Origin of the sequence: Rhizobium sp. AB2/73, assembly GCF_020871915.1 — a bacterium.
In the GTDB taxonomy this organism is placed as follows: Bacteria; Pseudomonadota; Alphaproteobacteria; order Rhizobiales; family Rhizobiaceae; genus Rhizobium; species Rhizobium dioscoreae.
In genome coordinates, this window is the sequence record NZ_CP067073.1 from 22,578 (window position 1) to 42,937 (window position 20,360).

Consider the following 20,360-nt stretch of genomic DNA (forward strand, 5'->3'; position numbering starts at 1 on the left):
CTTGAGTCAGAGAAAGAAACCGAGTGAACGACAAGACCACGAAACGACCGACCATGTCCGATATCGCCTCGCAGGTCGGCGTTTCGCATGCGACGGTTTCACTGGTGTTGAACGAGGCGCCCGGCAAGAGGGTCTCGGAGAAAGTGCGCGAGCGCGTGCTGGCTGTCGCCGCGGAACTTGGCTACCAGAAGACCGCGCCGGCCAATGATCCGATCGGCGGCATCATCGTTTTGCTGATAGACGATCTCATGGCCTCGCAGCATGCCGCGCCGCTGATAGAAGGTGTTCGGAGCGCGGCGGAAGGGCAGGGCTTGGCGGCGCTCACCGTCGTGACGGGCGGACAGGTCGAATTCGCCGAATCCATTCTCGACTATCTCGGACGGCGCCAGATCGTCGGCGTAATCTACGCCACGCTCATCACCCAGCTAGCGCCGGTGCTGCCTTCCAACCTTGGCAACTATCCGGCCGTCCTTCTGAATTGCCATCAGCAGCGGGCCGAGTTCTCTTCAATCATTCCAGGCGATCATGCCGGCGGTTATGCGGCGACGGAAGCCTTGATCAAGGCCGGCCATCGCCGCATCGCCATGATCGATGCCGGCAGGCAGCGGCTTGAAGCGGCGCGCGATCGCCTGAGCGGCTATCGCCAGGCGCTGACGACCTACGATATCGCCGTCGATCCGGAACTGATCCTTTCGGAAGCCTGGTCGCTCGATCTCGGGCGGGAAAAGATGCTGCAGCTCCTCGATCTGCCGCTGCCGCCGACGGCGGTTTTCTGCTTTTCCGACCGGGTCGCGATGGGCGCTTATGATGCGATCAGGATGCGTGGGTTGAGGATTCCCGACGACATTTCGGTCATTGGTTTCGACGATGAAAGTCTCGCTCGAAAAATCCTGCCGCCGCTCACAACATTGAAGCTGCCGCACGAGGATATGGGCCGTTGGGCAGTCTCCGAGCTTTTGGAAAAGGTGATGCAGCCGAAGAAGCCACCAGTGAGGCTGAAGATGGAGTGCCAGTTGATCCTTCGCTCTTCCGTCGCGCCGCCGCCTTGACGGGTATCGAGAAAAGACATCGCCGATGCCCATCTGCAGACGCATGGCTCCCTGGGTGACTTTTCCGGATTACATAGAAAAGTGACGATGCAGCCGGCACACAGAATCTGATCTCCGCGATCAGCCTACGGATCTCATCATCCTTTTGGAGTAGCGCCGTCAGCGGAAGGTGGAGATGTGGCTGGAATCCGCGCCGGCGTTGCGTTTTATCTACCTCTTTGTGATGAGTTTCAAAGCTGTAGATAATACAATGGTGGTATTTGGCAAAATAAATAATCTCATAAGTTGCGATTGGTCGGTTTCGCCGAGGTCCGGGAAGCCAAAGATGCACAAAAAATGCCACCTGTTTCACCTGTGCGCGATGGACCTCGCTTCTTACCGTAGCGGGTATAACGGCTGCTATTGTAGCGGGATGGACTGACAGGCTGATCCCAGTTCGTAAGATGGCCCCTTGGGATTGCTGGCCAATTATTGGGCACCTAAGGGCCACGCCGTTAGCACAATCTGAGCGATATTGCGACGCACAAAAAACCGTGCAACGATCCGTGCATTCTTTCGGGAGGAAGAATATAGCGCATTCATCAAAGGATCTATGGCTATGTTTTTCTTTAGAAAAAGCAAAGATGGCGGAAATAATGATGCATCGGTGAGATTGGCATCTTACGCTGTACTTGGTGTCATGGGTACAGTATTTGCCTCATCCGCATTCCCTCCATTCTTCACATCGACTTCTACTCGCGCTGTGATCAACGCACCGCTCGTGCCGCTGACAACGCCGATCAGCGGCAAGGTGACGTCGCTCGGCGCGGCCGGCGAAATAACGGTCGAGAACGATCGCGTCGACAATTCGACTTTGATCGGCTTGAAGGTTCAGCTTGCCGCGCTACGCAACGAGATGGAACAGAAGAATTCGATCGTCGGCGACTACGCCCAGCGTATCGGCGACCTTGAAAACGATCTTTCCGGCCAGCAGGCGGCACTCCTCGTCAGGATCACCGCGGATCTCAAGGCCGCCGAGGCGGCTCTGGAGATGGTGACCTACTCGTCCCGCATCGCGAAAGCCGAGGCGGCGCGCAAACTCAGGCTCATGGCTCGGGGTATCGCCGCCGGCAGCGAAGGCGAGGTCGCCGATACGGTTCGTCTGGAGGACACCAAGCTTGAAGCCGCCAAGCTCGCCGTGACCAAGCTCGCCTCGGAACTCGATTTTGCCCGACAGGGTGTCTATGTCGGCGCCGACCTGCAGTCGCTGCAAAATCTCCAGCAGGAAATCCGCACGCGCAAGGCCGACCTCCTGCAGATCAAGTTGCAGATCGCGACGATGCGCGCGAAAGAGACCGAGCTCGGCTCGCTCGTGATGACGGAGGCGTCGCGGGTCGACAGGCTGGCGCGGGCCGATTTGCACGTTCCCTCGACGAGCCAGCTTTACAAGCCGGTGGCTGCATCCGGACGCGAGGTCACGGCCGGCGACACGCTCGCTGAAACGCTCGATTGCCGCGACGCCTTTGTCGTCGCGATCTTTTCCGAGCGGCAGGCGCAAGCCCTCGCGGTGGGATCGAAGGTAGATGTCAATGCAGAAGGTTGGGCGCAAGCGGCAAGCGGCGTCGTCGAGCGGCTGGTTCCGCGTACGACCGACAGGGTGGATCTCGATTACGCCGTTCCTTTCCCGCCGACGGAGCGTCGCGAGCTCTATGCGTACATCCGGCTGACCGAGCCCGGCACGACAGACTTGCGAGGCAGTCCGTTCTGTTCTGTCGGCACGTGGGTCGACGTGACGATGCCCCAGGAATGGCTTCAGAAAACGCAGCATTATATACGCGAGGCATCGACATCGCTCATTGGCGTAGCCCAGGCATCCGCCGCACAATGGCCCGCGGCTGAGACGAAACTGACCGGTCTCGTCCGGCGGTCGGCCGAACGGTTCGGCGTGCTCAATCTGGAGGAGCGCCTTGCAAAGGGCCCTCGGAACATCCGCGTCAGCTGGAGGATCCTCTATCCCCAGCCCCGGCGTGCCGAGGCGCATGCCGTCGAGCTCCTTAACGAGCGAATGAGAGCTGCGCCGGTGAAAAGCTGACGCAAGTCGCCGCGGCACCCCGTGGCCCGTGACGGTTCGCATCCAGGCTGAAGTCAGGGAGAAACAGACCGTGTTCTTTAGTTCCGACGACGACTTATTCAGTGTTCTGACCTTCGATCTCGTCATCGCCGCTTGCGCGATGCTGTTCGCAATGCTCGCAAGCCCGAAGAGACCGTTCGAGCGGGCGGCATTCAGTCTGCTCATGCTCTTGTCGCTCGGGCTCTATCTTTCGTGGCGCGCCCTCGACACGCTTCCTCCCTTCGAGCTTTCCGCCGAAGTGCTCTGGAATTATGTTTACTTCCTCTTCGAGGCGGTGTCGGTGCTTTACGCCATCGGTTCGATCCTGATCCTGCTGAGAACGACCGACGGGACGAAGGAGGCCGATCGCGGTGAAAAGGAACTGGCGGCCAAGGCGGACGTTCCTTCCGTCGACGTGTTCATCTGCACCTACAACAAGCCGCTGAATGTCCTGGAAAAATCGGTCATATCGGCCCAGGCGATGAACTATCGCAGGCTTCGGGTTTTCGTCTGCGACGACACTCGTCGCCAGGAAGTGCGCGACTATTGCGCACGCGTCGGGGTAAACTACCTGACGCGCCCGGATAACAAGCATGCCAAGGCCGGCAATCTGAATAATGCCCTGAATCATACGAACGGGCTCGCCGAGATTTCCGATTTCATCATGGTTCTCGATGCGGATTTCGCCCCTCAGGCAAATTTCCTGAACCGAGTCATCGGTCTCTTCAAGGACGGGAAGATCGCCGTCGTGCAGACGCCGCAATTTTATTTCAACAGCGATCCGATCCAACACAATCTCGGCATCCGACACTCCTTCGTCGATGACCAGCGGGTCTTCTTCGACACGTTCCAGCCGGCCAAGGATGCCGTCGGGTGCGCGTTCTGCGTGGGCACCAGCTTCGTGGTGCGTCGCGCCGCCGTCAACGAGATCGGCGGCTTTCCGCATGATGCGCTGTCCGAGGACATGCTGCTTACCTACCGCCTGATGGAGCGGGGCTACGTGACCCGCTGGCTGAACGAGAAGTTGAGCGTCGGCCTGTCGGCCGAAGGCATTCCCGAATACATCACCCAAAGGACCCGCTGGTGCCTCGGCACGATCCAGATCGGCCTGCTGCGCAACGGACCGCTCTGGCGCGGCAACTTCACGCTCATCCAGCGTCTGCATTATCTGCACGGGCTATTCTGTTGGCTGTCGAAGCCTTTCATCCTCTGCCTTTTGCTGGCGCCGTCCGTCTATTGGCTGACCGGAGTTTCGGCGCTGCAGGCTGACGAACTGCTTTTCATGAAATACGGCCTCAGCTCGCTCTTCCTGTTCTGGACCTATTCGACGTGGATTTCCGAAAGGCGCACGCTGCCGCTCTTCACCGAGGTTACACACGCGCTGACCGCCGTGCCGATCACCATCACTCTCTTCCAGGCGATCCGTAAGCCGTTTGGCCGCCCTTTCAAGGTGACGGAGAAGGGAGGGGACCGGTCCGCGATCCGCGTTCACCGCCCAACGGCATTGTTTTTTGGTTTCGTAGCGGCCATGTCCGGACTGTCCGTCGTCAGGGTCGTCTATGGTTGGGATGCACCCGTCGAATTTTCCGCACGCGAGTGCCTCAATCTCGTCTGGTCGTCGGTGGCGATGATCATTGCGTTCACGAGCCTGCTTTGTTGCATCGAGCTGCCGCGTTTCGGCCAGGAGGAACCGATCGAAGTCCGGCTTCGCGGACGGCACCGGGCCAATGGGCACATCGCCGACGTGACGATAACGGCCGTGTCCACCGAAGGCGTGACGCTGGCGGAACACGGCCCGGCCGGTGCGAAGGACGAGGCGGTGTTCATCCCGGAAATCGGCTGGATTTCCTCCTCGGCCGGAGCGGCGCCGTCGTCGACGGCTTTCCGCCTGAGGCCGACGCCGGAGCAGCACAATGCCATCCTGCGGCTGCTTTTCAGGAGCGCGCCCGACAACGTCGCGGAACGAGGAGACTTGCGCAAATCGATGCAGATGCTCTTGTCGCGCGCCTTTTCCTGATGGGCGGGCAGGACCATTCGACAGACCTTGGGTGATATATGCGAAGCTTTTTCAGGGCCTTTCTGGCCGGCGCCGTCGTCGCATGTTGGGTACACGCGGCATGGGCAGGCGAGGAGCGGCATGTTCAACTCGCCGCAAGGCTTTGCGCCGGCCTCGTTGCCCATATGAGCGGCGAGCCGGTGCAGCCTTTCGTCTTCCGCAGCTACGAGCCCCCGGACGATGCTTCGCCGCTCCTTCCCGCGCTCGAGAATGCGGGCTTCACCTATGACAACGCCCTGGCGGTCATGGCGCTATATGCCTGTGGCCGAAAATCGGAAGCGAGCCGGGTCGCCGATGCATTGGTGCTCGCGCTGAAGACGGATCGATTTTATCACGACGGCCGGCTGCGAAACGCCTATCGCGCCGGCCCGGTTGAGGATAACGGCAGCATGCTGCTTCCGGGCTATTGGAGCTCCGTTAGCAAGTCTTGGATTGAAGACGACTATCAGGTCGGCAGCGCGACGGGCAGCACGGCCTGGGGGGCGCTGGCACTGCTGACCGCCTACGAACAGACCGGCCGAAGGCCCTATCTGGATGCCGCTCGGACAATCATGGACTGGATCCATCGCAGCACCGCAGATCCGCAAAATCCCGGTTATTTCGGAGGCTTTTTTGGTCAGGAGCCCTCACCGGAACGCATAGGCTGGAAATCCACGGAACATAACCTCGATGTCTATGCGGCGGATCGCTGGCTTGCCGGGCTCGATCCCATGGGCGACTGGATGCATCACGCCGAGAAAGCGCGCGTGTTTCTGGAGGCCATGTGGGATTTCGCGGACGGTCGTTTTTTTGTCGGCAGCCTGCCCGACAGCGCCGTGCCGAATACGAGGATGTCGGGTCTCGACGCCGAATTGTGGCCGCTCATCGCCGTGCCGGCCTATGCATTCAGGCGCGCGCGCGTCCTGGAATGGACGAAACGCAATCATGGCGTTGATGGCGGTTTCGACTTCAACAATGACCGCGACGGCATCTGGCTTGAGGGCACTGCCCAGGCCGCCCTCGTGTTTCGTCTGAGTGGCAGGGCGAAAGAGGCGGAACCTTTGTTCGAGATGATTTCGAGGCAAATTGCTCCCGATGGGCTGCTCTATGCCACGGTCAACGCTGAGCTATCGACCGGCCTGAAGGTTGGGGCCGACTCCGCGTCCGTTGACTTCAAGTACTTCCGCCTTCCCCATGTCGGAGCGACGGCATGGGCCGTGCTTGCCGCGCTGAAGCGCAATCCTTTCATAAGTACGGCCGGTCAGTCGGCGAGGCGTTAGAGTTTCCCGGAGTGCGAAGCAGTTTTCGTCTAAAATAATAAAAAACAAAGGGCGATTTCGTAAGCGACGGGGTTAACGGTCTGTGCTTGAGTTTGATCTGCTGTCATTGGCATGAGTGGCTTCCAGAGAGTTTTCTAGCGACTTCACTTTGCCGCTGTGCAGGCCGCTACTCACCCCTGAGGGGATCTCAAGAGCACCACCCGTGCCGCCGGCGATCGTCGGCGACCTCATCTCCGGAGCGTGGCAAGAGCGCCACTCGGCGCTTGCAGATGCGCCGAGGCTCATAGCATCCTCGGTCCGATCGCGGTTGCTTCTCAACCAGAAGCAAAGATTAGCCGCGAGGTTGCGTCAGCGCCAAGGCGACTGTCGATACAGCTAGGACGGCGGTGAGCGTCAGAGGGCCGACAGCGCCATAGCGATCGACGATATAGCCGCCGAAAACCGCGCCGATGCTGATGGCGACCTGAAAAGAGACGACCATCAGGCTGCCGGCCGCCTCCAAAGCGTCGGCTGCCCCGCGGGAAAGATTGGTCGGCAGTACCACCGGTGCCATGCCGAAGGCGAAGCCCCAAAGCGTGACGAGGCCGAAGGCAATACCGGTTTGAGCGCCCCAAAGCACCAAGGCAAGCGCGGCAAACGCCATCAGCGCCGCCGTGAGAGCCAGGGCCAGGCGGATGCTGGCGTCGGCCATTCGGCCACCGGCGACATTGCCGATCACGGAAGCGATGCCAAACCCAAGGAGAGCCAGGGCGATCGATCTGGTTTCAAGGAGCGTCACTTGTTCGAGGAAGGGACGCACATAGACCGAGCCGGCAAAATGGCCCGTCATCAGCAAAAGAATGGCAAGCATCCCTAGCTGAACGCTACGCCGCCGCGTCAGCCGGAAAACGTCGGCGAGACTGTTGCTTGTGCTCGCGGGCAGTGTCGGCAGGCTCAGTACCTGCAGCAGCAAGGCGAGCGCGGCAAGTCCGGCGGTCATCGCCATTGCCACGCGCCATCCCAGCCAGTCGCTGATCAAAGCTCCAACCGAGGGCGCGGCTATGGTGGCCAGCGAGACGCCGAGGGTGACGATGGCCATGCCCCGACCCGTCGAGTTGGCGCCGACCAGTCTCGCCACGACGGCAACTGAAAGCGCCCAGAAACCGCTCAGCGCGATGCCCAGCCCAGCCCGGCCCAACAACAATAGCCAAAAGTCCGTCGCCAATGACGCAAGGACATTGGAGCCGATCGCCAAGGCGCTGAGGCCGACCAACACCGTCTTGCGGTTCAGCCTGCCGATCAGGACATTGCTCAATAGGGCGGTGACAGCGCCGACGGAAGCTGTGGCGGTGACGACCTGTCCGGCTGTTCCCTCGGTAATTGCAAGATCGCGCGCCAGCGGGGTAAGCAGACCCGCCGGCAGGAATTCAGCCGATACCAGCGCGAAGCTGGTGGCCGCCATTGAAAGGACGGCAAACCAGGTCGCCGCACTCCACGTGGATGGTTCCGGGGTATCCGGGTCAATCGTTACCCCATCAAGTTGCGATGTCGTGTCCGTCATAAGTGTCTCCTTGAGTTAGGAGAGGTCATAGACGAACTATTCGGGACGGTATGTGTCCTAGAATCCGAAATCCATGTCCATTCGTCCGGAACTTGTGCGTCGCACAACGCCCGGTGAGACGCTGGTGATGCGTTTGAAGGCGCGAGCGAAGGATGCCTCGGATTCATAGCCCAACCGAGAAGCAACTTCGGCGACTGACATGCCGCTTTGCCCCAACAGGTCGCGGGCAAGCTGCATCCGCAAACGGGCGAGATAATGGGCCGCGCCTTCTCCTAACATGGCGTTGAAGCGCTCGGCGAAGATCGAACGCGATTGACCCGCCAAGCCCGCGAGACTTTTGAGGGTCCAGTTACGGCCGGGGTCTCGGTGCATGGCCGCCAGCACACGTCCGACATGGGGATCGCGGATGGCGGCGAGCCAGCCGGTGGTCGAGCCCCCGCTGCAATTGACCCAGCAGCGGATGAGCCGCGCCGCGAGCAAGTCGGCCATGCGCGACAAGACGGTCGCGCTTCCCATCTGGGGCTGTGTCGCCTCCGCCGACATGGCCGCCAGCAGGGGGCCAACGATTGGGTCATTGCCGGCCACATCACAGCCCTTGATGATTGGCGGCATCAAGGCGATCAAGGGATTAAGTGCATGCGCGCCCAAGACCATGGAGCCGCAGAAGAGGGTGCTCGTCGCACCCGTTCCGTCCCGCACCACGTCGCATACGTTGCTTCCCAATCTCGTTATCTGGCAGCTCTTGCGCGAGTCACCCTCGACATCTGGCGCGCTGGCCAACCGGTGTGCGACGCCTTGCGGCAGCAGAACCAGATCGCCATCGTTCAATTCCTGCCATCCTTGCGCCTCGGTATGGATCCAGCACGGACCCTGGCTGACGAAGTGAAAGCGAAGCAGCTGTTGTTGCGGAAAGGCGATGCTCCATGGATGTTTGAGTTCGCAGCGTCCATAATTGACGCCACTCAAGCGAAAGTCTTGCAGGACTTCGCTTAGGGCGTCCATTGGGACATTTGACGGCGACAATGGTTGAGACGAATGATCAAGCATCGAGCCAATTTAGGTCTCAAGCGTCCAGCATTCAAGCGGGTCAGCGACGCAAATGTGATCGCTCCTAGCCAGCAAGGAACGATGTCTCAATCATGCGAATGCCGCCTCAGCGTCGAACGCGGGCTCCCAATATCTGGCCCGCCGCCGGTTACGAGAGCGGTTTTTCCTTTGAGAGGATGTGCCATTTCATTTCCTTCCGTGGATGTGTACGCAATGGGACTGCTGGAGTGACCAGCGAGGCTTGGCGCGTCAGAGTTGAGCCAGGCCGCCGTCGACGGCGACTTCGCTGGCGGTCATGAAGCTGCTGTCGTCGGACGCGAGGAAGGCGGCCACCGCTCCGATCTCCGCCGGATCGGCCATGCGCTGGAGCGGTGTCATCGCGGCGAAGGCCTTCTGGCCCTCCTCGCCAAGCGCCTCCTTTGCGAGTTCGGTCGCCGTCGCCCCGGGCGACAGCACGTTTACGCGGATGCCGGTGCCCTTTAGATCCGCCGCCCAGGTCCGCGCGAGGTTGCGCACGGCTGCCTTGCTCGCGCTGTAAGCGGTGAAGCCGGGTGCACCGGTGGTCCCGGCGCTCGATCCGGTCAGGATGATCGAACCGCCCGGGCCCATCAGCGGCAGCGCCTTCTGGACCGTGAAGATCGTGCCTTTGACATTGGTGTCGAAAGTCTCGTCGATATGCTCTGCGGTGATCTTGCCGAGCGGAAGCGGGCTGCCCGCCCCGGCATTGGCGAAGACGATGTCAAGGGTTCCGCGCTCCGCCTTTACCGCCGCATAGAGCCGATCCAGATCGGCTTCATCGGAAACCGAGCCCTTCACCGCGCGGGCATTCGGCCCGAGATCGGCCACGGCGGCATCGAGCGCTTCCTGCCGGCGGCCGAAAATGAACACGAAGGCGCCCTCCTTGATGAAGCGCCTTGCAGCTGCGAGGCCGATGCCTGTGGCACCGCCCGAGATAACGGCGGTCTTTCCATTTAATCTGCTCATGTCACGCATTCCCTGTGTCGCGTCTGGGGTGATGATCGCTTTGCGGAGATATCCTCCGACAGCCTCGATATGGGTGCGCCGGCGTCCGGCGGGAGTGCGCAATCGCGCGCATCCGTGGTGCGAAAACGATCCAGTTTACGCGATCGAATCCAGCGACAATCATGCGCAATGCGGCCCAGTAGTGTAGACTGGTCTTCGCAAGCCGCGCCATGCGGCGCGGGAATGGGCCATGATCGACTGGGATGACGTTCGCTACTTTCTTGCCGCCGCGCGTGGCGGCTCAGTGCGGGCTGCCGCCAAGAGCCTGGGAGTCAACCACGCAACCGTGCTGCGACGCATTGCTCAGCTCGAGGAGCACCTAGGGGCGCGGATGTTCGAAAAGCTGCCTTCAGGCTACCGCATGACGGCAGCGGGCGAGGAGGCTCTCGAATTCGCGAACCAGATGGAGGCTTCCTCGCATCAGCTGGAGACGCGCGTCTTCGGGCGCGACCAGAGCGTCCGCGGGCTTCTGCGGGTGACGCTGCCGCCGTTCCTTGCGACACACCTGCTCATGCCGGATATCGCTGATTTTGCGCGCTTGCATCCGGATATCGAGATGGAGATCGTATCGACCGGCGATGTCGTAAATCTGACTAACCGGGAGGCGGATGTGGCGATCCGGATGGTCTCCAATCGCAAAACCCTGCCGCTCAATCTTCATGGCCTGAAAGGTCCGGATCTGCTCGCGGGTGTTTATATGTCCCGCGATCGACTGGCTGCGTGGCGTGCGGGTGCGCCGGATCCCATCCGGCCCATCGTCATCGGTGGTCAGGCCGTTCCCGGCTGGATCGATGAAGGGGAAGTCCGCGTCATAGGGGTTCCATTCAGGACGCCGGACGCCGACGCGCAGATCGCTGCGGTGAGACAAGGGATCGGCATGACCCGACTCCCCTGCTTCGTTGGAGATGCCGATCCCCTGCTGGTGAGAGTTCCGGGTATCAATCTGAGATCATCTGCGACGATCTGGCTTCTTACGCAGGGGGAGACACGCAAGACGAAACGCGTGCGGCTGTTCATTGAGTTCATATCCCATCGTCTCGCCGCGTACGCTTTGCTGCTCGAAGGGCGATCCATATCGAGCGGCTGACGTCGCGTGCCAGGCGCCACAAGTGAGCTCCGGATGTTGCTGTTGGAGATTGGCATCCCAAAGGGAGGGATAAGCTGCGGAGCGGCCGCTGTCGGTAAAATCGAACGCATAGCGGACGGTCCACTTCCGGCTCCATAGCCAATATCCGATATTGAGGAATTTCAACCGGTCGGTTTTTGTATTGACAGGGCTGACGGTTCTTATCCCTTCAAGAGCTGTAGACTATGCGTTGTGGTTCGCGACATCGCCATCCCGGACATCGTCGGGCTCATGCCGCTTGTCAAGGAACAGACAGGTTCCTTCCCGCGGCGATGAAGACCGCGAGAAGCAGGGCGAAGAGCTTTTGGCCCGGCCAGCGTCTCATTTTCCGCAAAGGATTACGCCGAACCGCGCCGAAAGCATGCCGTGGTCGTATTCTGCGGCGTGCGGATCGCGGCAATGTGATCCATCGATCGATGATGCAAGTGCATGACTAGCGGTGGAAAAGATATTTGATCAACGCCCCGATTGCCAGAACGATGAGGATGATGCCGAGCAGGCTCGCCAGGCCCATGCCCCACATCATGCCACCGGCCGTCATGTCATTCATCATCGGTCTCTCCCTTCATTCGGCAGCCTCTCTCAGGATCGCAGGTCCAGCCTCGATGATCTCGGAGGTCGCTGGCAGCCGCCAACCCTTGACCAGCCCGTAGACCGCCGGGATAACGATCAGCGTCAGCAGCGTCGAGGAAACCATGCCGCCGATCATCGGCACCGCGATGCGCTGCATAATCTCCGATCCCGTGCCGGTCCGCCACAGGATCGGCACCAGGCCGGCCATGATGGCGACGACGGTCATCATTTTCGGCCGGACGCGCTCGACCGCGCCGACCATGATCGCCCGGTTGAGATCCAGCTTCGAGAATGGGCGGCCTTTCTTTTCGCAGGCATCGTGCTGTTCCTTCATGGCGTGGTCGAGGTAGATCAGCATGATCACACCTGTCTCGGCCGCCACGCCAGCAAGGGCAATGAAGCCGACTGCGACTGCCACCGAGGCGTTGAATCCCATCCACCACATGAGCCAGATGCCGCCAACGAGCGCGAAGGGCAGCGACAGCATGACGATCATTGTCTCCGTCAGCCGCTTGAAATTAAGATAGAGCAGCAGTAAGATCAGCGCCAGTGTCAAGGGGACGACGACGGCGAGCCGCGCCTCAGCTCGTTGGAGATATTCGAACTGGCCGCTCCATGCGACGGAATAGCCGGGTGGCATCGTTACGCTCTTGGCGACGGCCTGCTGGGCCTCGGCGACATAACCGCCGAGATCGCGGCCCGCGATGTCGACATAGACGTAGACGGCAAGCTGACCATTCTCGGTGCGGATCGTCGTCGCGCCGCGGGTCAGCTTGACATCGGCCACCTCGCCGAGCGGTACCGTTCCACCGCCCGGCAGCGAGATCTGCACGTCCTTTGCGATTGCCTGCGGATCGCTTCGGAAGGCTCTTGGATAGCGGACAGCCACTCCGTAACGCTCGCGACCTTCGACCGTCGAGGTCACGACCTCCGAGCCGATGGCCATGCTGACCACATCCTGGACATCCCTGATCGTCAGGCCGTAGCGGCCGAGCGCGGTGCGGTCGGGAATAATGTCGAGATAGTAGCCGCCGATGACCCGTTCCGCATAGGCGCTCGACGTTCCGGGGAGTGTCTTCAGCACGCTCTCGATCTGACGGGCGATCTTTTCCATTTCGGTCAGATCTGTACCGTAGACCTTTACCCCGACAGGCGTCCTGATCCCGGTCGAGAGCATGTCGATGCGGCCGCGGATCGGCATGGTCCAGGCGTTGGAGACGCCGGGGAACTGCAGGGCTGCGTCCATTTCCTGCTTGAGGCTGTCGACGGTTACGCCCGGCCGCCACTGCGATTTAGGCTTCAGCGTGATGATGGTTTCGAACATCTCCGTCGGCGCCGGGTCGGTCGCTGTCAATGCACGGCCGGCCTTGCCGAACACGCTCTCGACTTCCGGGAACGACTTGATGATGCGGTCCTGCGTCTGCATCAGCTCCGCCGCCTTGGTGACGGAGATGCCGGGCAGGGTGGTCGGCATGTACATCAGCGTACCCTCGTCGAGATTGGGCATGAACTCGCTGCCGATATGCTGGGCCGGCCAGACGGTCGCCGCCAGGATCGCGACGGCGGCGAGGATCGTCAGAGTCTTCACCTTGAGGACACCGGAGATGACCGGGCGGTAGATCCAGATCAATATACGGTTCACGGGGTTCTTCTGCTCGGGCACGATATGTCCGCGCACGAACAGCACCATCAGCGCCGGGACCAGCGTTACCGACAGGAGGGCGGCAGCGGCCATCGAGAAGGTCTTGGTGAAGGCGAGCGGACCGAACAGCCGTCCTTCCTGCGATTCCAGTGTGAAGATCGGCAGGAAGGATACCGTGATGATCAGCAGGCTGAAGAACAGCGCCGGGCCGACCTCGCTCGCCGCCTCGGCAAGAATATCCACGCGTGGCTTGCCGGGCGGCGCGCGTTCAAGATGCTTGTGGGCGTTCTCGATCATGACGATCGCCGCGTCGATCATCGCGCCGATGGCGATCGCGATGCCGCCGAGGCTCATGATGTTCGCCCCGAGGCCGAGCAGTCGCATCGCGATGAAGGCGATCAGGATACCGACAGGCAGCATGACGATGGCAACCAGCGCGCTGCGGACATGCAGAAGGAAGGCAATGGTCACCAGCGCGACGACGACTGATTCCTCGAACAACGTGCCTTTCAAGGTCTCAATGGCTGCCTCGATCAGAGTCGAGCGATCATACACCGGCACGACCTCCGTGCCGGGCGGCAGGCTGCCCTTGATCGAATCCATGCTCTTCTTGGCGTTATCGATGACCGTAAGCGCGTTTGCTCCGAAGCGCTGCAGCACGATACCGCCCGCCACCTCGCCTTCGCCATTGAGTTCGGTGATGCCGCGCCGCTCGTCCGGAACGAGTTCCACCCTGGCGACGTCACCGAGGCGAAGAGGTACGCCATTCTGGCTTTTCAGGACGATGTTTTCGATGTCGGGAATGCCCTTCAGGTAGCCGCGGCCGCGCACTGCGAACTCGAACTCGGACAGCTCGATCGTTCGACCGCCGATGTCGGTGTTGCTGGCGCGAACGGCGTTGGCGACATCGGAGAGCGACACCCCCTGCGCCTTCAGGCGAGCCGGATCCACGACGATGGAATACTGCTTCACGAAGCCGCCGACGCTTGCGACCTCGGCCACGCCCTCCGACTTGGAGACGCCGAAGCGCACGATCCAGTCCTGCAGCGAGCGCAGTTCGGCAAGCGACAGTTCCTTGGCGACGAGAGCGTATTCGTAGACCCAGCCGACGCCGGTGGCGTCCGGGCCGAGCGTCGGCGTGACGCCCTGCGGCAGACGGCTTTGGGCCGCGTTCAGATATTCCAGCACGCGGCTGCGCGCCCAGTAGGGATCGGTACCGTCGTCGAAGATTACGTAGACGAAGGAGACGCCGAAGAAGGAGAAGCCGCGCACGACCTTCGACTTCGGCACCGTCAGCATCGACGTCGTCAGCGGGTAGGTGACCTGGTCCTCGACCACCTGCGGGGCCTGCCCCGGATAGTCGGTGTAGACGATGACCTGGACATCGGAGAGGTCGGGGATGGCGTCGAGCGGAAGAGAGCGCAACGCATAGATGCCGCCGGCGACGGCAAGCGCCGCACCGACAAAGATCAAAATGAGATTATGAGCGGACCAGGAGATGACGCGCGAGATCATGGCTTGGCCTCCTCTGTCATGGCGCTCAGCGCCGAATTCAGGTTGCTTTCGGCGTCGAGCAGAAAGTTGGCGGAGACGACGATCTTGTCGCCGGCGGCGACACCCTGGCGGATCTCGGTGCTGTCGTCGCCGCGGACGCCGAGCTTGACGTCCTTGGGGGCGAACTTTCCGTCTCCCTTGTCTATGAAGACGACCTGGCGATCGCCGGTGTCGACGATGGCGTTGTTGGGGATGGCAACGACCGGGTTTGGCGCGCCCGCCTCGATCTCAACGTCGGCATACATGTTGGAAAGCAGCACTCCGTCGGGATTGGGAAGCTCGATGCGGACCTTCGTCGTACGCGTCTGCATATCGACCTGCGGATAGATTAGATCCACCACACCCTTGAACGTCCTGCCGGGCAGGCTCCTGATGGTGACCTTGACCTCAGCGCCGTTTCGGACCGAAGCCAGATCGTATTCCGGCACGTCGGCCACCACCCAGACGTTGGTGGTATCGGCGATACGGAACAGCTCGTCGCCGGGCTTGGCCATCATGCCTGTTGTCGCCATGCGTTCGAGAACGATACCATCGCGCGGGGCAACGTAGCTGATGCTCGGCGGCACCTGACGGGTATTCGCAATGGTGTCGATGACCTCCTGCGGCACCCCGAGATTTTTCAACCGCAGCGCCGAACCGGCGTCGCCATTGCCACGCACATCGCTCCTGCCGGCGGCATATTCCGACGCTGCGGTCGCGATCTCCCTCGAATAGAAGCGGAAGAGCTTGTCGCCCTTGCGGATGTGGTCGCCGGTGGTGACATTGGCGACGTCATCGACAAATGAATCCGTTCGCATTGAGATGATGCTGACAAGACGCTCGTCCAGAGTGACAGTTCCCGGCACCTGGATCTTGCGGCTGATGCTGGCCATTTCTGCGGTCGCCGTCTTCACGCCCGTGCGCTGCAGTTTGCCGAGCGGGACCTTCACCGTCGAGGCATCGCCTTGCTCGCCTTCATACACAGGGATGTAGTCCATGCCCATGGAATCCTTCTTCGGCACCTTGGACGTGTCGGGAAGGCCCATCGGGTTTCGATAGTAGAGCAATTTGCCCTTGCTGGGCGCGGTTCCCGACGACGCCATAGCCGTGTCCGTCCCGCCGGGTTTGCGCTCGGCGTCGGCGAAGCTGATATCCTCGCTTGCGTGGACGGCGACAAATGGCCGTCCGTTATCGGCATTCGTCGGCGTTGCTGAGAATTTCGGAAGGCCGTCCGGATGGCGGTAGTAGATGATCGCTCCGGTTGGGGCAGTCACGGAGGAATTGGGCGTGGCGAGAACAGGCTCGAAGACATCAAGGCCGAACCGCGCGCCAAGATCGTTCGTGCCAGCCCAATAGCCTCCCCCGCCGAGCAATACGGCGAGGGAGAGCGTGGCTGCCACACGTGATCGCGTGTTCAAGGCGCTGCCTTCAGGACGAGTTCGCCCTGCACCGTGTCGGGCTCTCCCTGGACTTTGGCGGCGAGCTTGAAGCGCCAGCCGCCCGCCATGGCGAAGTTGGTCTTGAAAGCGTAGACGCCAGGCTCGGTCGAGGTCGCTACCTCGACTGGCGTCGTCATCATCTCCATTCCCTCAGGCGCCATATCCATGCGGGTGGTAAAGATGACGGCGTCGGGAACGGGCTTGCCCGTCCGCTTGTCGATCAGGCGGACGGAGACCAGCGATCCCTGACCCTGCTTCACATCGGTCGAAACCGGCTGGAACTCGTAGTCCTGAGATGCTGCAAGAGTGACGGTGGCGGAACCGACGATCAGCACGCCGGCAAGGAGCATCGTGCTCGCGGAAAAGGAAGTCTTGTTCATGATTTCCGATCTCGTCGGGACGGATCCTCTGATCACGTCCTCGGGTCAAAATTGATGGCCATCGGATCCCTGCGGACGCGCTCCAGCGTCCGGCGTGAACCGCGGGCATGTTTCAAGAATGACTTGAGATCAGGCTTTTGGGGGGCGAGCAGGAGGCTCGACAGGGGATGAGGTCAGTTGCGATGCGGGCATCAGCTCGTAACGGTGGGACAGCCATGAGATAGCGAACGTCCCGCCATGGCCGTCAGGGGCGTGTGCGAAGATCGAGGTCGTGCAGACCAGGGCCAGCGGGCAACCTTTGACGCAATCCGGTTTGAGGGGTTTCTGTTGCGGGCAGCACGGCATCCCCTCTGCCATCTGCATGCCGGGCATAACGCTGCTCATCCCGCCTATCGCCGCGGGGCCGGGCAACGCCATGGCGCTGCTGGCCAGCCCAATGCTCATAGGGCCAATGGCGACCGCGAGCAAAGCGACGAACAGGAAGAGGCGACGTATGACAGGCGCATGTTTCATGCCCATGAACTTACTCATTGCCGCGGCGATTTGAAAGTAGGTCACATAAATGTGTGGCGGGCAGGCTCGAGCTCGCATCGCGCCCGGCATTTCCGATCGCGAATGCGAGCTTTGGAAATGTGGATCCCAGGCAGGCTCACCAGCGTCGAAGTGTATATCAAATCTGAGCTGGTCAACGACGAATGGTGCCGTCTCCCGCTCTTGACCTGTACGTTGTGATACAATTTCGCCGCTTTCTCAAACATCTCGGATACATTGAATCTCTAGCCTCCGTTTCGTCGCCGCTCTAGGCATAAACAACGGGGTTTTCCATGACTAGAAATGCAAAGATATCTCCACACGTACATCACATAGGTTCTTTCGTCGCTCTTACGATCGGTGCGGTTATGCTCGCTCCGGCTGGGTATCTTCAGACGGCGAGCGCTGCCGATACCGCAGCGGTCACGCCAGCGAGTACGACGAAGGCCGACGAGACGATCCGTCCTTTCGAAATCCATGTTCCACAGTCGCAGCTTGACGAATTACGCCGGCGCATCGCCGAGACACGCTGGCCCGACAAGGAAACGGTTGGCGATCAGTCACAGGGCATTCAGTTGGCGCAGGTTCAGGAGCTGGTGCGCTATTGGGGAACCGACTACGATTGGCGCAAGGCCGAGACGCAGCTGAATGCGCTGCCGGAATTCATCACCACGATCGATGGGGTCGATATCCAGTTCATCCACGTCCGTTCGAAAAATCCCAACGCCCTGCCAGTTATCCTCACCCATGGCTGGCCGGGCTCCACATTCGAATTCCTGAAGACCATCGGCCCTCTCACCGATCCCGTGGCTTACGGCGGCCGTCCCGAAGATGCATTTGACGTCGTCATCCCCTCGATCCCGGGCTATGGCTTCTCGGGAAAACCGACCGAGCTCGGCTGGGGGCCGGACCGCACGGCGCGAGCCTGGGATGTCCTGATGAAGCGGCTCGGCTATGACCATTACGTCTCCCAGGGTGGTGACCACGGCTCGGTCATTTCCGACGCGCTGGGACGCTTAGCGCCAAAGGGCCTGCTTGCTATTCATCTCAATATGCCGGCCACCATTCCCGGCGACCTGGTCAAGCCAATCAACAGTGGCGATCCTGCCCCTGCGAGCCTTGCCCCCGACGAGCGCGAAGCCTTCCAGTCCCTCAGCACATTCTTTGGACGAAACGCCGCTTATGGCGCGATGATGGTGACGCGGCCGCAGACGATCGGCTATTCGCTATCGGATTCGCCAGCCGGCCTTGCCGCCTGGATGTACGAAAAGTTTGCGCAGTGGAGCGACAGCGACGGTGTCCCTGAACGAGTCCTGTCCCGGGACGAGATGCTCAACGACATCACGCTTTACTGGCTGACGAACAGCGGTGCGTCCTCGTCGCGCTTCTATTGGGAAAACAACAACAACAATTTCAGCGCCGCCGCCCAAAAGACCAGAGATATCAAGATTCCGGTTGGCATCTCCGTCTTTCCCAAGGAGATCTACCAGGCACCCGAAAGCTGGAGCAAACAGGCCTATCCGACGCTCAACTACTACCATCGGGTCGCCAAGGGCGGACACTTCGCAGCCTGGGAGCAGCCTCAGCTGTTTGCCGAAGAGCTGCGTGCCGCTTTCAAGCCGGTCCGGTGATCCATTGAGAAAAGCGGCGCGACGGTCAAATTTCGTCGCGCCGCTCAACTGCTGATGCGGTCTCCGGATATTCACAGTGAACGCAGCTTCGATCTAGAAGCCCTGGTATGGCTCTATTATCGATTCCCGCTGAGCCTGCGCGACGTCGAAGATCTGTTGGCGGAGCGCGGCATCAACGTCTCGTTTCAGACCGTCTCGGAATGGGCGGCGAAATTCGGCCCGAAGTTTCCTCATCAGCTCCGCCATCGCTCGCCCGGCCAGTTTGCCGACAAGTGGCAGCTCGATGAGGTGGTGGTGACGATCAAGGGAAAGAGTACTGGCTATGGCGAGCCGACGTTGCGAACGGTTACGTCCTCGATGCCCTGCTGCAAAGCCGAAGGAACAAGGCACTCAAGCCATCTCGATCTGCCGTGAAATCGCTGGCTCGATAGCTGCCTGAAACACGGCACACACATCCTCGACGCGGGTTCCAAACAGATAAGGCGACGCCACTGTTTTAACTGAGGGAGAGCATGTCGCTGCGTTGCTTCCGCTTCGCCTGCGGCCAGGTGCCCGCTCTTTCCATTGTCGAGTTTCAGCATTCAACAAGCCGTTTACTTTGGCTACGCTTGACAAAGGTCCAGCGGCCTCTTATTAAGAGACCACTGGCCTTTTATTTAGCGAAAGAGCGAAGTGTTGAAGCCATTCGAAGATAAAGTTGCCTATGTGACAGGCGCTGGAACCGGTATCGGAGCAGAAATTGCGAAGACCTTGGCCAGGAGGGGAGCAGCAGTGGCCCTCGTCGGCAGAGGTGAGACAGCTCTGGAAGCCATTGAAGCTCATATCACCTCAAACGGCGGAACGGCCATAACTTTGCCTGCCGACATCAGCGATGAAGCCGCAGTCAAGCGTACGATCGCTCAAACAGTCGATAAATTCGGAGCTATCCACATGGCGGTGAACAACGCGGGCATTCCGGGTGACAGCCGTCTCGTTAGCTATCTCGATGCAGAGCGGTGGAACGAGATCATCGCCGTGAACCTATCCGGTGTGTATCTTTGCATGAAGCATGAAATCCAAGTGATGGAAGAAGCCGGAGGCGGCAGCATCGTCAACGTCTCTAGCGTCTTTGGCGACCGTGGTCTTGTGGGCCGCTCGGCCTATAGCGCCAGCAAACATGCAATTCGCGGGCTTACCCGGTCGGCTGCACTCGAATATGCAAGCAGAGGCATCCGTATTAATGAGGTTCAGCCAGGCGTCATCGCCGTTGCCCGGCAGAGCTCGAATGCAGACGAAGTCGAAAAAATTGCGGAACGCATACCGCTCGGTCGCCTCGGTCATGGAGCCGAGGTAGCTACGGCTGTCTGCTTCTTATTATCCAGTGAGGCTTCCTACGTCACCGGAGCCCATCTTGCTGTCGACGGCGGCTTCCTCAGCTAGAACGCTGTTACCTACCTTCAAAT

General features: G+C 60.6%; 14 protein-coding genes and 1 pseudogene. 8 read left to right on the forward strand and 7 right to left on the reverse strand.

Annotated elements, in window-relative coordinates:
- The first annotated feature begins 23 nt into the window (after positions 1 to 23).
- From I8E17_RS25990 to I8E17_RS26005, 4 genes are all read left to right on the forward strand, one after another.
- Entirely contained in the window at positions 24 to 1,049 is a 1,026-nt protein-coding gene (locus I8E17_RS25990; RefSeq protein ID WP_229002241.1) for a LacI family DNA-binding transcriptional regulator, read from the forward strand.
- A gap of 742 nt (positions 1,050 to 1,791) precedes the next feature.
- On the forward strand, positions 1,792 to 3,120 hold the full coding sequence (locus I8E17_RS25995; RefSeq protein ID WP_069614007.1) for an HlyD family efflux transporter periplasmic adaptor subunit: 1,329 nt from the start codon (positions 1,792 to 1,794) through the stop codon (positions 3,118 to 3,120).
- 70 nt (positions 3,121 to 3,190) lie between these two features.
- The gene (locus I8E17_RS26000; RefSeq protein ID WP_219511710.1) at positions 3,191 to 5,155 is read left to right on the forward strand and encodes a cellulose synthase catalytic subunit; all 1,965 of its coding nucleotides are present in this window, start codon (positions 3,191 to 3,193) and stop codon (positions 5,153 to 5,155) included.
- 38 nt (positions 5,156 to 5,193) lie between these two features.
- Positions 5,194 to 6,453: a hypothetical protein gene (locus tag I8E17_RS26005; RefSeq protein WP_069614008.1), complete on the forward strand. Its 1,260-nt coding sequence runs from the start codon at positions 5,194 to 5,196 to the stop codon at positions 6,451 to 6,453.
- Between the two features lie 331 nt (positions 6,454 to 6,784).
- Here I8E17_RS26005 and I8E17_RS26010 read toward each other — a convergent pair whose 3' ends face one another.
- From I8E17_RS26010 to I8E17_RS26020, 3 genes are all read right to left on the reverse strand, one after another.
- The gene (locus tag I8E17_RS26010) at positions 6,785 to 7,993 is read right to left on the reverse strand and encodes an MFS transporter (protein WP_112721567.1); all 1,209 of its coding nucleotides are present in this window, start codon (positions 7,991 to 7,993) and stop codon (positions 6,785 to 6,787) included.
- 57 nt (positions 7,994 to 8,050) lie between these two features.
- Complete coding sequence (locus I8E17_RS26015) at positions 8,051 to 9,040, reverse strand: AraC family transcriptional regulator (RefSeq protein WP_069614010.1); 990 nt, start codon at positions 9,038 to 9,040, stop codon at positions 8,051 to 8,053.
- A gap of 249 nt (positions 9,041 to 9,289) precedes the next feature.
- Positions 9,290 to 10,024, reverse strand: a complete 735-nt coding sequence (locus I8E17_RS26020) for an SDR family oxidoreductase (RefSeq protein WP_069614011.1) — start codon at positions 10,022 to 10,024, stop codon at positions 9,290 to 9,292.
- Positions 10,025 to 10,253: 229 nt separating this feature from the next.
- Here I8E17_RS26020 and I8E17_RS26025 point away from each other — a divergent pair, with 229 nt between their 5' ends.
- Positions 10,254 to 11,150: a LysR family transcriptional regulator gene (locus I8E17_RS26025; RefSeq protein WP_069614012.1), complete on the forward strand. Its 897-nt coding sequence runs from the start codon at positions 10,254 to 10,256 to the stop codon at positions 11,148 to 11,150.
- A gap of 604 nt (positions 11,151 to 11,754) precedes the next feature.
- Here I8E17_RS26025 and I8E17_RS26030 read toward each other — a convergent pair.
- The 4 genes from I8E17_RS26030 to I8E17_RS26045 form a co-directional block, all read right to left on the reverse strand.
- On the reverse strand, positions 11,755 to 14,919 hold the full coding sequence (locus tag I8E17_RS26030) for a CusA/CzcA family heavy metal efflux RND transporter (protein WP_219511715.1): 3,165 nt from the start codon (positions 14,917 to 14,919) through the stop codon (positions 11,755 to 11,757).
- The gene (locus I8E17_RS26035; protein ID WP_229002242.1) at positions 14,916 to 16,355 is read right to left on the reverse strand and encodes an efflux RND transporter periplasmic adaptor subunit; all 1,440 of its coding nucleotides are present in this window, start codon (positions 16,353 to 16,355) and stop codon (positions 14,916 to 14,918) included. Before I8E17_RS26035 ends, I8E17_RS26030 begins: the two co-directional genes overlap by 4 nt.
- Positions 16,352 to 16,726, reverse strand: coding sequence for a FixH family protein (locus I8E17_RS26040; RefSeq protein ID WP_069614403.1), 375 nt, complete (start codon positions 16,724 to 16,726; stop codon positions 16,352 to 16,354). The genes I8E17_RS26035 and I8E17_RS26040 overlap by 4 nt, the downstream gene beginning before the upstream one ends.
- A 159-nt stretch (positions 16,727 to 16,885) precedes the next feature.
- Positions 16,886 to 17,275, reverse strand: coding sequence for a hypothetical protein (locus tag I8E17_RS26045; RefSeq protein ID WP_229002243.1), 390 nt, complete (start codon positions 17,273 to 17,275; stop codon positions 16,886 to 16,888).
- 305 nt (positions 17,276 to 17,580) lie between these two features.
- Here I8E17_RS26045 and I8E17_RS26050 point away from each other — a divergent pair, with 305 nt between their 5' ends.
- The 3 genes and pseudogenes from I8E17_RS26050 to I8E17_RS26060 all read left to right on the forward strand — a co-directional run bounded on the left by I8E17_RS26050 (position 17,581) and on the right by I8E17_RS26060 (position 20,337).
- Positions 17,581 to 18,918, forward strand: a complete 1,338-nt coding sequence (locus tag I8E17_RS26050; protein WP_069614014.1) for an epoxide hydrolase family protein — start codon at positions 17,581 to 17,583, stop codon at positions 18,916 to 18,918.
- A gap of 54 nt (positions 18,919 to 18,972) precedes the next feature.
- Positions 18,973 to 19,337: pseudogene (locus tag I8E17_RS26055) on the forward strand (DDE-type integrase/transposase/recombinase); the annotation flags it as partial.
- A 256-nt stretch (positions 19,338 to 19,593) separates the two neighbouring features.
- Positions 19,594 to 20,337 carry an SDR family NAD(P)-dependent oxidoreductase gene (locus I8E17_RS26060; protein WP_162750876.1) on the forward strand — a complete coding sequence of 248 codons (744 nt, stop codon included), beginning with the start codon at positions 19,594 to 19,596 and terminating at the stop codon, positions 20,335 to 20,337.
- Positions 20,338 to 20,360: the final 23 nt, after the last annotated feature.